This is a genomic window from Pseudomonas sp. B707 (assembly GCF_022496685.1).
Classification (GTDB): domain Bacteria; phylum Pseudomonadota; class Gammaproteobacteria; order Pseudomonadales; family Pseudomonadaceae; genus Aquipseudomonas; species Aquipseudomonas paraglycinae.
In genome coordinates, this window is sequence record NZ_WTVE01000008.1 from 19,913 (window position 1) to 34,192 (window position 14,280).

At 60.5% G+C, this 14,280-nt stretch carries 12 protein-coding genes; 9 read left to right on the forward strand and 3 right to left on the reverse strand.

Annotated features, from left to right (window positions below; genetic code table 11):
• Positions 1–65: 65 nt before the first annotated feature.
• The 6 genes from GQX66_RS02570 to flgE all read left to right on the forward strand — a co-directional run bounded on the left by GQX66_RS02570 (position 66) and on the right by flgE (position 5,057).
• A complete protein-coding gene (locus GQX66_RS02570) occupies positions 66–998 on the forward strand; it encodes a chemotaxis protein CheV (RefSeq protein WP_007960326.1) in 933 nt (310 codons plus the stop codon).
• A gap of 47 nt (positions 999–1,045) precedes the next feature.
• Positions 1,046–1,873: a protein-glutamate O-methyltransferase CheR gene (gene cheR / locus GQX66_RS02575; protein ID WP_007960327.1), complete on the forward strand. Its 828-nt coding sequence runs from the start codon at positions 1,046–1,048 to the stop codon at positions 1,871–1,873.
• A 241-nt stretch (positions 1,874–2,114) separates the two neighbouring features.
• Entirely contained in the window at positions 2,115–2,522 is a 408-nt protein-coding gene (gene flgB / locus GQX66_RS02580; RefSeq protein WP_007960328.1) for a flagellar basal body rod protein FlgB, read from the forward strand.
• Between the two features lie 3 nt (positions 2,523–2,525).
• On the forward strand, positions 2,526–2,969 hold the full coding sequence (gene flgC / locus GQX66_RS02585) for a flagellar basal body rod protein FlgC (RefSeq protein ID WP_007960329.1): 444 nt from the start codon (positions 2,526–2,528) through the stop codon (positions 2,967–2,969).
• 15 nt (positions 2,970–2,984) lie between these two features.
• The gene (gene flgD / locus GQX66_RS02590) at positions 2,985–3,713 is read left to right on the forward strand and encodes a flagellar hook assembly protein FlgD (protein ID WP_129974099.1); all 729 of its coding nucleotides are present in this window, start codon (positions 2,985–2,987) and stop codon (positions 3,711–3,713) included.
• Between the two features lie 30 nt (positions 3,714–3,743).
• A complete protein-coding gene (gene flgE, locus GQX66_RS02595; RefSeq protein ID WP_085607420.1) occupies positions 3,744–5,057 on the forward strand; it encodes a flagellar hook protein FlgE in 1,314 nt (437 codons plus the stop codon).
• Between the two features lie 705 nt (positions 5,058–5,762).
• On the opposite strand, the gene GQX66_RS02600 is transcribed toward flgE, so the two are convergent.
• Positions 5,763–8,657: a ribonucleoside-diphosphate reductase subunit alpha gene (locus GQX66_RS02600; RefSeq protein ID WP_085745109.1), complete on the reverse strand. Its 2,895-nt coding sequence runs from the start codon at positions 8,655–8,657 to the stop codon at positions 5,763–5,765.
• A 736-nt stretch (positions 8,658–9,393) separates the two neighbouring features.
• On the opposite strand from GQX66_RS02600, the gene GQX66_RS02605 reads away from it, so the two are divergent.
• Together GQX66_RS02605 and GQX66_RS02610 are read left to right on the forward strand one after the other, a co-directional pair.
• Positions 9,394–10,116, forward strand: a complete 723-nt coding sequence (locus GQX66_RS02605) for a response regulator (RefSeq protein WP_085745108.1) — start codon at positions 9,394–9,396, stop codon at positions 10,114–10,116.
• The gene (locus GQX66_RS02610) at positions 10,113–11,723 is read left to right on the forward strand and encodes an ATP-binding protein (protein ID WP_007957745.1); all 1,611 of its coding nucleotides are present in this window, start codon (positions 10,113–10,115) and stop codon (positions 11,721–11,723) included. The genes GQX66_RS02605 and GQX66_RS02610 overlap by 4 nt, the downstream gene beginning before the upstream one ends.
• Positions 11,724–11,729: 6 nt before the next feature.
• Here GQX66_RS02610 and GQX66_RS02615 read toward each other — a convergent pair whose 3' ends face one another.
• Positions 11,730–12,455 carry a 4'-phosphopantetheinyl transferase gene (locus GQX66_RS02615; RefSeq protein ID WP_240866080.1) on the reverse strand — a complete coding sequence of 242 codons (726 nt, stop codon included), beginning with the start codon at positions 12,453–12,455 and terminating at the stop codon, positions 11,730–11,732.
• A 230-nt stretch (positions 12,456–12,685) separates the two neighbouring features.
• Entirely contained in the window at positions 12,686–13,477 is a 792-nt protein-coding gene (locus GQX66_RS02620) for a dienelactone hydrolase family protein (RefSeq protein ID WP_102688145.1), read from the reverse strand.
• A gap of 142 nt (positions 13,478–13,619) precedes the next feature.
• On the opposite strand from GQX66_RS02620, the gene GQX66_RS02625 reads away from it, so the two are divergent.
• Positions 13,620–14,225: a porin family protein gene (locus GQX66_RS02625; RefSeq protein WP_240866083.1), complete on the forward strand. Its 606-nt coding sequence runs from the start codon at positions 13,620–13,622 to the stop codon at positions 14,223–14,225.
• The last annotated feature ends 55 nt before the right edge of the window (positions 14,226–14,280 follow it).

Consider the following 14,280-nt stretch of genomic DNA (forward strand, 5'->3'; position numbering starts at 1 on the left):
CGCCGTGCCGTTTAGCAATGAATGTGCGTCGCAACAACACTTGGCGTTGGTGTAGGAGTCTGGGCATGGCTGGTGTAATGGATTCGGTGAACCAGCGCACGCAACTGGTGGGGCAGAATCGCCTGGAGCTGTTGTTGTTCCGTCTCGACGGCCAGCAGCTCTACGGGATCAACGTGTTCAAGGTTCGGGAAGTGCTGCAATGCCCGCAACTGACGCTGATGCCCAAGTCCAGTCCTGTCGTGTGCGGGGTGGCGAATATCCGGGGGGCGACCATTCCGATCCTAGATCTGGCGATGGCGACCGGCTCCGGTGCTTTGAAAGACAAGAACAGTCCGTTCGTGATCATCACGGAATACAACACCAAGACCCAGGGTTTCCTGGTGCGCTCGGTGGAACGAATCGTGAACATGAACTGGGAAGAGATTCATCCGCCGCCCAAAGGCACCGGACGCGATCACTACCTGACCGCTGTGACTCGGGTCGACAATCAGTTAGTCGAAATCATCGACGTCGAAAAGGTGTTGGCGGAAGTCGCGCCGACCCCGGAAGCGATTTCGGTCGGCGTGGTGGATGTCGAGACCCAGAGCAAGGCGTTGTCGCTGCGGGTGCTGACGGTCGATGACTCGTCGGTGGCGCGCAAGCAGGTGACGCGTTGCCTGCAGACGGTCGGTGTCGAAGTGGTGGCGTTGAACGACGGCAAGCAGGCGCTGGATTACCTGCGCAAGCTGGTCGACGAGGGCAAGAAGCCGGAAGAAGAGTTCCTGATGATGATCTCCGACATCGAAATGCCGGAGATGGACGGGTACACCCTGACGGCCGAGATCCGCAGCGACCCTCGCATGCAAAAGCTTCATATCATCCTGCATACTTCGTTGTCGGGTGTGTTCAATCAGGCGATGGTCAAGAAAGTCGGTGCCGATGACTTCCTGGCCAAATTCCGTCCTGATGACCTGGCATCCCGGGTAGTCGACCGGATCAAAGCAGCAGATATCAGCTAAGGGCCTTTTGCCCCTGGCGTTCAACACGATTTAAGAGGCGGCATCATTTGTCTACGGGTAATTTGGATTTCGAACAGTTCCGGGTCTTCCTGGAAAAAGCCTGTGGCATTTTGCTCGGTGAAAACAAGCAGTACCTGGTGTCGAGCCGTCTCAACAAACTGATGGAGCAGCAAGGCATCAAGTCCCTGGGTGAGCTGGTTCAGCGCATCCAGACCCAGCCGCGCAGCGGTTTGCGCGAGCAGGTGGTCGATGCCATGACGACCAACGAAACCCTGTGGTTTCGCGACACCTATCCGTTTGAAGTCTTGAAGAACAAGGTGCTGCCCGAAGCGATCAAGGCCGCTCCCAACCAGCGTCTGCGGATCTGGTCGGCGGCCTGCTCGTCGGGTCAGGAACCCTATTCGCTGTCGATGTCGATCGACGAGTTCGAGCGGACCAACATCGGCCAGTTGAAGATGGGTGTGCAGATCGTTGCCACCGATCTGTCCGGCAGCATGCTGACCAACTGCAAGACCGGCGAGTACGACAGCCTGGCAATCGGTCGCGGTCTGTCCGCCGATCGTCTGCAGCGCTACTTCGACCCGAAAGGGCCGGGGCGCTGGGTGATCAAGGCACCGATCAAGAACCGGGTGGAGTTCCGCTCGTTCAACCTGCTCGACAGCTACGCAAGCCTGGGCAAGTTCGACATCGTGTTCTGCCGCAACGTGCTGATCTACTTCTCCGCCGAGGTGAAGAAGGACATCCTGTTGCGCATCCACAGCACGCTGAAGCCGGGCGGTTATCTGTTCCTTGGCGCTTCCGAGGCGCTGAACGGTCTGCCGGATCATTACCAGATGGTTCAGTGCAGCCCGGGGATCATCTACCAGGCGAAGTGATCAAGACCGGCAACACCAGAAACGGGAGTCCTCAGGGGCTCCCGTTTTTTTATGCCTGAAGGTTTTGCCGGTGGCAGGTGGCGGCAGAAAAGCGGCATCCGGCGGAAACCGGTTGCCGCTTTTCTGGCATTGCCGCGTTGCCGGTTCCGCGCAAAGCCCCGTAATCCGGGGCTTTCTGAAACTGGCACGCCGCTTGCTATAACCCTGTTACGAAAAATCCGGTCACCTGAAGGTTCCCGACATGAGCATCAGCTTCGATAAAGCGCTCGGCATTCACGAAAAGGCTCTGGGCTTCCGCGCCCAGCGTGCCGAAGTGCTGGCCAACAACATCGCCAACGCCGATACCCCGAACTACAAGGCGCGGGATCTGGAGTTCTCCAAAGTGCTCGAAGCACAGAGCCAGAAGAACGCCAACGGCACCATCGCCCTGAACATGACCAACAGCCGTCACATCGAAGCTGAAGGGCTGGGCAATGGCGACGAGTCGCTGATGTATCGCACGCCGATGCAGCCGTCGATCGACCAGAACACCGTGGACGCCCAGCTGGAACAGTCGAACTACGCGGAAAACGCGGTCGGCTTCCAGGCCAGCTTCACCCTGCTCAACAGCAAATTCAAAGGGCTGGTATCAGCCCTGCGCGGAGAGTAATCCATGTCCCTGTCCAGCGTTTTCAACATTGCCGGCAGCGGCATGAGCGCCCAGACCACCCGCCTCAACACCGTGGCTTCGAACATCGCCAACGCCGAGACCGTCTCGTCGAGCATCGATCAGACCTACCGTGCCCGTCACCCGGTATTCGCCACCATGTTCCAGGGCGGCCAGAGCGGCGGCAGCAATTCGCTGTTCCAGAACCAGGATGCTGCGGGCCAGGGCGTGCAGGTCATGGGCGTGGTCGAAGACCAGAGCAACCTCGAAGCGCGCTACGAGCCGAACCATCCGGCAGCCGACGCCAAGGGCTACGTCTACTACCCGAACGTCAACGTGGTGGAAGAAATGGCTGACATGATTTCCGCGAGCCGGTCGTTCCAGACCAACGCCGAAATGATGAACACCGCCAAGACCATGATGCAGAAGGTACTGACCCTCGGTCAGTAATAAGGGGCGACTGCCATGAGTGTTACCGATACCACCAGCAGCCTGACGATGAACGACATACTGGCCAACTCTTCGAAGAAGACCAGTAGCACGACCACCGGCGGCATCGCTTCGGCCACCAACAGCTCGACCGGCGGCCAGGCCCTGGGCAAGGACGCGTTCCTGCAACTGCTGGTAACCCAGCTGAAGAACCAGAACCCGCTCGACCCGCAGGACAACAGCGCATTCGTTGCCCAGCTGGCGCAGTTCAGCAGCCTTGAGGGGATCACCACCCTCAACAGCACCGTCAGTTCGCTGGCCGGCAACTACAACTCGTCGCAAGCCCTGCAGGCTTCGTCGCTGGTCGGTCGCAACGTGATCGTGCAGACCAGCTCGGTACAGCTCGACGATCCGAGCAAAGGCATGACCGGTTCGGTCACCGTTCCGTCGTCGATTGCCGGCGGCACCGTCTCCATCACCGACAGCAGCGGCACCGTTGTTCGCACCATCGACCTGGGCAGCCGCGCAGCCGGCAATGCGAGCTTCACCTGGGACGGCAAGGACAAGGACGGCAACCTGGTGAAAACCGGTACCTACACCGTCAAGGCGAACGCCTCGATCAACGGCACCGCGACCGACCTGGCGACCTACCTGCCAGCCACGGTCACCAGCGTGACGATCAGCCAGACCGGTGGCGAGCTGATGCTCAACCTGTCCGGCAAGGGCACTGTTGCCCTGTCCAAAGTACAAACCATTGGTATATAGAGCCGACTAACCGGCACAAAGGAGTGGAATATGTCTTTCAATATCGGCCTTAGCGGTCTCTATGCAGCCAACAAGCAACTGGACGTGACCGGCAACAACATCGCCAACGTCGCGACCGCCGGTTTCAAATCGTCCCGTGCAGAATTCGAAGACGTCTACTCGGCGACTCGCCTGGGTAGCGGCAGCAAGGTCATCGGTAATGGTGTGCGCCTGGCCAACGTTTCCCAGCAGTTCACCCAGGGCGACATCAACAACACCGGCAACGTGCTGGACATGGGCATCAACGGTTCGGGCTTCTTCACCCTGAGCAACAACGGCTCGATCTCCTACACCCGTGCCGGTACGTTCAAGGTCGACAAGGACGGCTTCATCACCAACACCGACTACACCTCGCGTCTGCAAGGCTATGGTGTGGACTCCAACGGCAAGGTCATCAACGGCGTGTTGACCGACCTGAAGATCGACACCTCGAACCTGGCGCCGAAGTCCACCTCGCTGGTGACCTCGACCATCAACCTGAACTCGACCGCTCCGGTGATCGACGACACAGTGGCGGCCGGCAAGTTCGACCCTAGCAAGACCGAGACCTACACCAAGTCGTTCAGCACCCCGATCTATGACAGCCAGGGTAACTCCCACGTCATGGACCAATACATGGTGAAAACCGGTGCCAACACCTGGAAGGTCTACACCCTGGTAGACGGTCGTAACCCGGATGCTACCGGCAGCGATCCGAAAGTCACCGCACCTGTCGCTTCGACCATGACCTTCGACTCCACCGGTCAACTGACTCAGGTCAGCACGCCGCCTGCCGTGATCAGCAGCGACCTGAAACTCACTGGCTGGGTACCGGGTACTGTCACCAACGGCGTGTGGAAGGCCAACGGTGCTTCGGCGAACCCGGCTGGCATCACCATTTCGATGGCCAAGACCACTCAGTTCAACGCTGACACCGCGCGTTCGATTCCGACTCAGGATGGTTACGCGACTGGCCAGATCACCAACCTGACCATCGACGGTACCGGTACGCTGTTTGCCAACTTCAGCAATAACCAGAGCAAGGCCATCGGCCAGGTTGCGCTGGCGAGCTTCACCAACGAGCAGGGTCTTCAGCCGATTGGTGGTACCAGCTGGAAAGAGACTTACGCTTCGGGTATTCCGGGCTACGATGCGCCGGAGACCGGTACGCTGGGTTCGGTTGTTTCGAACTCGCTGGAGGAGTCGAACGTTAACCTGACCAATGAGCTGGTTGATCTGATCAAGGGTCAGAGTAACTATCAGGCGAACGCCAAGACCATTTCGACTCAGAGCACTATCATGCAGACCATTATTCAGATGACCTGATTTCTGGGTTTGGTTTTGTATGGGAGCCCCTCTTTTTGAGGGGCTTTTTTTTGGCTGCGGTTTGGGGTGTTTATCCGTTTCTGCGGGTGTTGCCGCTGGCGGTTTCGCCCTTACGGCGAGTCCCTTTTGCAAACGCCCAAAAGGAACCAAAACGCTGGGCCCCGGCGTTCGGCACCTCGCTTTGGCTCGGTGTTCCTTCGTTACGGGATTCATCCGGGGGCATCGCCTACGGTTTGCTTCGCTGCACCTCCTCTCGATGCATGCGGCTGCGCCGCACGGTCGCTGCGCTCCCACCCCCGGATAAATCCCTCCACTCAGCCTTCCGATGGGGCCGGCACGTCAAAAGCGGTACTCGAGCTAACGCTCATTGTGTTGAGTGGTGGAGGGCGGAAGCAGAAGCAGCAGCGGAAGTGGAAGCAGGAGCAGGAACAGAGAAAGCAGGAACAGAGAAAGCAGGAACAGAGAAAGCAGGAACAGAGAAAGCAGGGGTTGAGTTGTATGCGTTTCAAAACCCAAGTTCACCTCGGTATTTCACGTCGGCGTATCTCTCCCAAACACCTCGGTCAGTCCCCTCTCCCTCCGGGAGAGGGCTAGGGTGAGGGCGGCTTTTGCTTTTATCGCGGGCAAAAGAAAACCCCCGACAAACCAGAAGTCTGTCGGGGGTTTCTCGGATCAGGCGTTTCGCAACGCCCGATTCAGCTCAGCTTATTGGCAAGCTTCGCAATCCGGCTCGTCGATGGCGCAAGCCTTCGGTACTGGAGCCGGGCCGGCAGGGGCTGCCAGGACCGAGTCGTCGCCGTGGTTGCCGCCGCTGGATACAGCGTTCAGCTTGCCGGTGTTGATGGTCGACTTCTCGGTGCTGGTCGCGGCCAGGGCACGGAGGTAGTAGGTGGTTTTCAGACCACGGTACCAGGCCATGCGGTAGGTCACGTCCAGTTTCTTGCCCGATGCGCCGGCGATGTACAGGTTCAGCGACTGGGCCTGGTCGATCCACTTCTGACGACGGCTGGCGGCGTCAACGATCCACTTGGTGTCCACTTCGAATGCGGTCGCGTAGAGCTCTTTGAGTTCTTGCGGGATGCGCTCGATCTGCTGAACCGAACCGTCGTAGTACTTCAGGTCGTTGATCATGACCGAGTCCCACAGACCGCGAGCCTTCAGGTCGCGAACCAGGTAGGGGTTGATCACGGTGAATTCGCCCGACAGGTTCGATTTCACATACAGGTTCTGGTAAGTCGGTTCGATCGACTGCGATACGCCGGTGATGTTGGCGATGGTCGCGGTCGGTGCGATGGCCATGATGTTCGAGTTACGGATGCCTTTCTGTACACGGGCGCGAACCGGTGCCCAGTCCAGGGACTCGGTCAGGTCGACGTCGATGTACTTCTGGCCGCGTGCTTCGATCAGGATCTGTTGCGAATCCAGCGGCAGTACGCCTTTGGACCACAGCGAACCCTGGAACGTCTCGTACGAGCCGCGCTCGTCGGCCAGGTCGCAGGAAGCCTGGATCGCGTAGTAGCTGACCGCTTCCATCGACTTGTCGGCGAACTCGACGGCAGCGTCGGAACCGTAAGGGATGTGCTGCAGGTACAGCGCGTCCTGGAAGCCCATGATGCCCAGGCCGACCGGACGGTGACGGAAGTTGGAGTTCTTCGCCTGCGGTACCGAGTAGTAGTTGATGTCGATCACGTTGTCGAGCATGCGCACGGCGACGTCGATGGTGCGCTTGAGCTTGGCGGTGTCCAGCTTGCCGTCGACGATGTGGTTCGGCAGGTTGATCGAGCCCAGGTTGCAGACCGCGATCTCGTCCTTGTTGGTGTTCAAGGTGATCTCGGTGCACAGGTTCGAGCTGTGAACAACGCCGACGTGCTGCTGCGGGCTACGCAGGTTGCACGGGTCTTTGAAAGTCAGCCATGGGTGGCCGGTTTCGAACAGCATCGACAGCATCTTGCGCCACAGGTCTTTGGCCTGGATGGTCTTGAACAGCTTGACCTTGCCCGGGTACTCGGTCAGGGCTTCGTAGTACTCGTAGCGCTCTTCGAAGGCCTTGCCGGTCAGGTCGTGCAGATCCGGTACTTCGGACGGCGAGAACAGGGTCCATTTGCCGTCATCGAAGACGCGCTTCATGAACAGGTCAGGGATCCAGTTGGCGGTGTTCATGTCGTGGGTACGACGACGGTCATCACCGGTGTTCTTGCGCAGCTCGATGAACTCTTCGATGTCCATGTGCCAGGTTTCCAGGTAGGCACAGACAGCGCCTTTGCGCTTGCCACCCTGGTTAACGGCGACGGCGGTGTCGTTCACCACTTTCAGGAACGGAACCACGCCTTGCGACTTGCCGTTGGTGCCCTTGATGTACGAACCCAGTGCACGCACCGGCGTCCAGTCGTTGCCCAGACCGCCGGCGAATTTCGACAGCATGGCGTTGTCGTGGATCGCGTGGTAGATGCCCGACAGGTCATCCGGCACGGTGGTCAGGTAGCAGCTCGACAGCTGTGGACGCAGGGTACCGGCGTTGAACAGGGTCGGGGTCGAAGCCATGTAGTCGAACGAGGACAGCAGGTTGTAGAACTCGATCGCACGGTCTTCTTTCTGCTTCTCTTCGATCGCCAGCCCCATGGCCACGCGCATGAAGAAGATCTGCGGCAGTTCGAAACGCACGCCATCCTTGTGGATGAAGTAACGGTCGTACAGGGTCTGCAGGCCCAGGTAGGTGAATTGCTGGTCGCGCTCGTGGTTGATCGCCTTGCCCAGTTTTTCCAGGTCGAAGGAGGCCAGAACAGGGTTCAGCAGTTCGAACTCGATACCTTTGGCGACGTAGGCCGGCAGTGCCTTGGCGTACAGGTCGGCCATCTCGTGGTGAGTGGCGCTCTCGGCCACGCCCAGGAAGCCCAGGCCTTCGGCACGCAGGGTGTCCATCAGCAGGCGGGCGGTCACGAACGAGTAGTTCGGCTCGCGCTCGACCAGGGTACGCGCGGTCATCACCAGAGCGGTGTTGACGTCGTTCAGGGCCACGCCGTCGTACAGGTTCTTCAGGGTTTCGCGCTGGATCAGGTCGCCGTCGACTTCAGCCAGACCTTCGCAGGCTTCGGTGACGATGGTGTTCAGGCGACCCATGTCCAGTGGCGCGAGAGTGCCGTCGGCGCGGGTGATGCGGATCGACGGGTGCGCCTGTACCGGTGCTTCGGCGGTGGTGCGAACGGCGCGTTCCTTGGAACGGGCATCACGGTAGATCACGTAGTCGCGAGCCACTTTCTGCTCGCCGGCACGCATCAGGGCCAGTTCGACCTGGTCCTGGATTTCTTCGATGTGGATGGTGCCGCCCGACGGCATGCGACGCTTGAAGGTCGCGGTGACCTGTTCGGTCAGGCGGGCAACGGTGTCGTGGATTCGCGACGAAGCGGCAGCGGTGCCGCCCTCAACTGCGAGAAACGCTTTGGTGATAGCGACGGTGATCTTGTCATCGGTGTAAGGAACGACAGTGCCATTACGCTTGATCACGCGCAGTTGGCCAGGCGCGGTGGCAGCCAGATCCGAATTCGAATCGGCGGCCTGCGGCAAGGTGCCCTGCGGGTTCTCGCGAGTTGTGTCGGTTTGCATGGGGGGTGATCTCCACATTCTCTATGTTTGTTTGGGCACCATCATGGTGCTCACCGTTCTGGTCCGAAGCACTACAACCGACGGGTGTCGGGCATAACAACTTCGGACCAGTAGGAAAAAGGCTAATGACGCCGCATCCTTGCCGAAGTTTTCGGCCGCGAGCCAAGGCTCGAGCCGGATTACTTCCAGGGTGGCAGTAACGACTGCAACACCCGTACCGTTCCGGTCGTTGCCAACCTGAAAAACGGTGCCATCCGCAAGTGCGGTTTGGGCTTTGAAAAACTTGCTTGGTTCAACCGGAAACTGGCAATAAAGCACTTGAGTTTCAGGTCCGAAATGTGGTTGGGCTCTTGAATGGAAAACCCTATATGTAGGGTCTGTCCTCGCGCCGTGCTACAAGATAATGCGTTTCGAGGGGGCTTGCAACGTACGAGCTGTGGATAAACCTGTGCGTAAATTGTGTAAGAAACCAGGAATTCCCGTGTAGGCCGCTAACCTGCTGAGCTAGACCGTTTGTCACTGTTTTTCAGTCGGGAAAAACGCTTCAGCGGATTTTTAAGGGCGCGAACCCTATCACAAAAATCCGCCTTGTCCGAACGCATTTACCGACTTGTGTTCTGGCTGTACGCCGTTTATACAATCGGGCCATGCGCACGCATTCTTATCCTCCTTAAAGATGACAAAAAGACGGGAGGATCCTTCCTTTATAAGCAGCATCGGCAAGCAGAGGTCACCCGTGGAGCAAGAAGCCTGGCAGGTATTGATAGTCGAGGACGACCAGCGTCTGGCCGAACTGACCCGTGAATACCTGCAAGCCAACGGATTGCGCGTGGAGATCGAAGGCAACGGTGCGCTGGCGGCGGCGCGGATCATCAAGGAACAGCCGGACCTGGTGATCCTCGACCTGATGCTCCCCGGCGAAGACGGCCTGAGCATCTGCCGCAAGGTGCGTGACCGTTACGACGGCCCGATCCTGATGCTCACCGCGCGCACCGATGACGCCGACCAGATCCTCGGGCTCGACTTGGGTGCCGACGACTACGTCTGCAAACCGGTGCGCCCGCGACTGTTGCTGGCGCGTATCCAGGCGCTGCTGCGACGCAGTGACACACCGGAGGCGCCAGCGGGCAATCCGCGTCGTCTGCAGTTCGGTCCGCTGGTGGTGGACAACGCCTTGCGCGAAGCCTGGCTCAGTGACAGCGGCATCGAGTTGACCAGCGCCGAATTCGATCTGCTCTGGCTGCTGGTATCCAACGCCGGGCGGATCCTGTCCCGGGAAGAAATCTTCACCGCACTGCGCGGCATTGGCTACGACGGCCAGGACCGCTCGATCGATGTGCGCATCTCGCGCATCCGCCCGAAGATCGGCGACGACCCCGATCACCCGCGCCTGATCAAGACCGTGCGCAGCAAAGGTTATCTGTTCGTGCCGGAAGCCTGCGTAGAACTGCCGCTGTGAATTCGATCTTCCTGCGCATCTATGGCGGCATGTGCGCGGCGCTGATTCTGGTGGCGGTGCTCGGCGTGCTGGCGTTGCACCTGCTCAACCAGGTGCGCAGCGAGCAATACCGCGAGCGTCTGGCCCACGGCACGTTTTCGCTGATGGCCGACAACCTGCAACCGATGAATGAAACCGAGCGCCATCGCGCCTTGTTGGTGTGGGAGCGGCTGCTCGGGATTCCGCTGGCGCTGAAGACCTTTGCCCAGACCGATCTCGATCTGACCCAGCGCACCCGGGTGCAGCGCGGCCAGGCGCTGGTCGAACAGACCGGCCCGCACGCGGCCAAGGTCTATCGGCTGGTCAGTGACAAGGATCAACTGGTGCTGGTGGGCGAGGTGCAGCAGATCAGCGAGCAACTGGCCCGGGCGACCATCTACCTGTTGGCCGATGAGCTGGTGCGGGTGCCCGTGGGCGAACAGCCCAAACGACTGGCGCAGTTGAAAGAAGACAAAGGCTTCGGCTTCGATTTGCGGCTGGTCACCGTCAGCGATGCCGACATGGACGAAGACCAGAGTCGTCGAGTGTCCGAAGGCGATACGGTGATGGCGCTGGGCAAGGGCGGCGATTCGATCCGGGTGTTCGCCGGCATGGTCGGCACGCCGTGGGTGCTGGAAATCGGGCCGCTGTATCAGATGAATCCGTACCCGCCGGAATGGCTGGTTTTGATCGCCGCTCTCGGCCTGACCCTGATCGGCCTGATCGTCTATTTATTGGTGCGTCAGCTCGAACGGCGTTTGCGCGGGCTCGAAGCTGCCGCCACGCGCATCGCCAAAGGCAGTCTGGAAACTCGCGTTCCGGCCCGGGGTGCCGACTCGGTGGGCAAGCTGGCGGCGGCGTTCAACGGCATGGCCGAGCACTTGCAGCAGTTGCTGGCCATCCAGCGTGAACTGGTGCGCGCGGTGTCCCACGAATTGCGCACGCCGGTGGCGCGCCTGCGTTTCGGCCTGGAGATGATCGGCTCGGCCACCACCCCGCAGGCGCTGGAGAAATACCGCGAGGGTATGGACCACGACATCGAGGACCTCGACAAGCTGGTCGACGAAATGCTCACGTACGCCCGGCTGGAGCAGGGCTCGCCGGCGCTGACCTTCCAGCGCATCGACCTGGATGCACTGGTCAATCAGGTGATCGAAGAGCTGGCGCCTCTGCGCGCCGAAGTCACGGTACAGCGCGGTTTGTGCCTGTCGGCGGCGGATTGCGATGACGCCTGGGTCGAGGCCGAGCCGCGTTACCTGCACCGTGCCTTGCAGAATCTGGTGAGCAACGCCATGCGCCATGCGCGTTCGAAGGTCACGGTCAGTTATCAGGTCGGGCAGATGCGCTGTCGGGTGGATGTCGAGGACGACGGCCCCGGTGTGCCGGAAACCGCCTGGGAGAAAATCTTCACGCCGTTCCTGCGCCTGGACGACAGCCGCACCCGGGCGTCCGGTGGACACGGACTGGGCCTGTCGATCGTGCGGCGGATCATCCACTGGCACGACGGTCGGGCGCTGATCGGCAAGAGCAAGAGTCTGGGCGGAGCGTGCTTCAGCCTGAGCTGGCCGAGGAATCAGGAGCGGCGCTGAAACCGCTTACGCCTGGATGCTGACCAGACTGAGCAACTGCCCGTCCTGCACGCCGAATTGCGCATCGAGCTCCGTGCCGTTGCGCCATTCGCTGGAGAGATCCGTCAGCAACCGCAGCCGCACCTGACCCTGTTCATTCCACTCCAGAACCTCGGCGTGTTCGAAGTAGAAGCGCTGCTGCACGATCGGGTACAGCGCCTTGAACAGGCTTTCTTTCACCGAAAAGGTCAGGGTCACCCAGAGTGCGATCTGATCCCGGGAACCGGCGGCCATGCGCTGCAATTCCGGCGGGGTCAGGATCTCTCCGGCCAGTCGTTCGGCGCGTTCGGCGTTGAGCAGGTTTTCCAGGTCCATGCCCAGTCCGCGCCAGTGCTGTTTGTTGGCGACAATCGCCGCCGCACGGCCGGTGCTGTGGGTGATCGAGCCGCAGATGTGTGCCGGCCAAATCGGCGCGCGATCCTCGCCGATCGCCGGAACAGTGCTTGAGCCTTCCAGCTGCTGCAACGCCGCCCGTGCACAAATCCGCCCGGCAAGGAATTCCGCCTGCCGCTTCGCCACCGAACGCTGAATGCTCGGCGGCGACTCGATGGCGCTGCGGCGGAAGTCATCACCGAGCAATTGCGACGGATCGAAATGGGTGCTCAGCAGCACAGTGTCGGGCAACGCCGTCGGCAGCGGCCAATGGGCATCGAGCGGGGTACAGCAGGCGGGGAGGAAAGGGTTGGAGTTCATGTGGCGCATTTTGCCGGGTTGCCTTAAGGCTGGATAGTGTCGACATGATCGTTCCCACGTCGAACCGTGATCGCTCCGACGCTGCGGCCCCGAATTGTGATCGTTCCCACGCTCCGCGTGGGAATGCAGCCTCGGGACGCTCCGCGTCCCTTCGCTGTGTGACGCGGAGCGTCACTGTATGCATTCCCACGCAGAGCGTGGGAACGATCAGCGCGAGGGGGCGACCGGGTTCAGCCAAAAATCTTTTTGAAGAACGCCTGCATGTCCGCCCAGGATTTTTCATCGGCGGCCTTGTTGTAGCCGATATCCGGGCCACCGTGATCGCCGTGGCTCAGGCGATCCGCGTCGGGATTGCTGAACCCGTGCTTGGCACCGTCGAGGCTGACGAATTGATAGTCGGCGCCGGCCTTGTCCATTTCCGACTTGAACGCCGCGACGTTGTCCGGCGTGACCATGCTGTCCAGCGCGCCGTGTTCGACGAGGACTTTCGCCTTCACGCTGCCCGGCGTAGCCGGAGTCTTGGTGGCCAGCGCACCGTGGAAGCTCACCACACCGGCCAGCGGCACCCCCTGACGCGCCGCATTCAGCACCACGCCACCGCCGAAGCAGTAGCCGATGGCGGCGATTTTATCCTTGTCGGTCTGCGGCTGTTTCTTCAACAGATCCAGCCCGGCCTGAAAGCGCTTGCTGGCCGCATCGGCGTTTTGCGTGGCGGCCTGCATGAACGCCATTGCGTCTTTCGGGTGCTCGGTGTTCTTGCCTTCACCGTACATGTCGATGGCCAGCGCGCTGTAGCCGAGCCCGGCGAGATCCCGGGCGCGGCGCTTGGCGTAGTCGTTCAGGCCCCACCACTCATGCACCACCACCACGCCGGGGCGCGGGCCCTTTATTGCATCGTCGTAGGCGTAGTAACCGATCAGCTTGGTGCCGTCAGCACTCTGATAGGGGATTTCCTCGGTCTTGATCGCAGCCTGGCTGAGGCCGCTGAAGACAAGGAGGGCGAGGGTTAGAAGCAGGCGCATGATCGGGTCTCCTGACAATAAAGGGTCAAAACAGCCTAGTTCATTTCATTCAGGCCAGGTTCAGAGAGCGTTCAGGGGCGGTACAGGGGAGGGGCAGTAACCTTGCGCCATACCCAAACAGCACTGTGAAAGAGGAAACTCCATGACTCGTTTAAATAAACTGCTGCTGGCTTTTACCGTAATGAGCGCCAGTATCGCGGCCCACGCCGACACCACCAGCAACTTCGCCGGCCTGACCTTTGGCCAGACCAGCGACAAGATCAAAAAATCCAACGCCCTGAACGACAACCTCGGCCACCCGGACGCCACGGCGGCCATCGACGGCAACAACACCTACGGCCTGCGTCTGGGGCAGCAAAACAGCCAGGGTCGCTACTACGCCACCTACGACAACGTGTCGGGCTCGCACAATGGCATTAAACTGCGCCAGGAAAACCTGCTGGGCAGCTACGATCTGTTCTATCCGGTGGGCGGCAGCACCAAGCTGTTCGGCGGTGCCACGGCGGGTCTGACCAAGCTGACCCAGGATTCGCCAGGCTACAGCCGTGACAGCGACATCGGTTACGTCGTCGGCGGTCAGTTCGGTGTGCTGCAGCAAGTCTCGCAGAACACCTCGGTCGAACTCGGTTACCGTTACCTGCGCAGCAACGCCAGCACCGAGATGAAAGAGAGCGGCGGCAGCAAGCAAGGCTCGCTGGATTTGACCAGCAGCGCCCAGACTTACCTGTCGGCCAACTACGCTTTCTAAGCGATTGGCGTCAGGCCCGCGCCGGGTCGTCCTTCGAGGGGCGACCCGGCGTAGC

Bases quoted from the DNA above. Each gene is read 5' to 3' on its own strand.
- GQX66_RS02570 (WP_007960326.1), top strand. From the start codon at position 66: ATGGCTGGTGTAATGGATTCGGTGAACCAGCGCACGCAACTGGTGGGG.
- flgB (WP_007960328.1), top strand. From the start codon at position 2,115: ATGAGCATCAGCTTCGATAAAGCGCTCGGCATTCACGAAAAGGCTCTG.
- flgC (WP_007960329.1), top strand. From the start codon at position 2,526: ATGTCCCTGTCCAGCGTTTTCAACATTGCCGGCAGCGGCATGAGCGCC.
- flgD (WP_129974099.1), top strand. From the start codon at position 2,985: ATGAGTGTTACCGATACCACCAGCAGCCTGACGATGAACGACATACTG.
- flgE (WP_085607420.1), top strand. From the start codon at position 3,744: ATGTCTTTCAATATCGGCCTTAGCGGTCTCTATGCAGCCAACAAGCAA.
- GQX66_RS02600 (WP_085745109.1), bottom strand. From the start codon at position 8,657: ATGCAAACCGACACAACTCGCGAGAACCCGCAGGGCACCTTGCCGCAG.
- GQX66_RS02615 (WP_240866080.1), bottom strand. From the start codon at position 12,455: ATGAACTCCAACCCTTTCCTCCCCGCCTGCTGTACCCCGCTCGATGCC.
- GQX66_RS02620 (WP_102688145.1), bottom strand. From the start codon at position 13,477: ATGCGCCTGCTTCTAACCCTCGCCCTCCTTGTCTTCAGCGGCCTCAGC.
- GQX66_RS02625 (WP_240866083.1), top strand. From the start codon at position 13,620: ATGACTCGTTTAAATAAACTGCTGCTGGCTTTTACCGTAATGAGCGCC.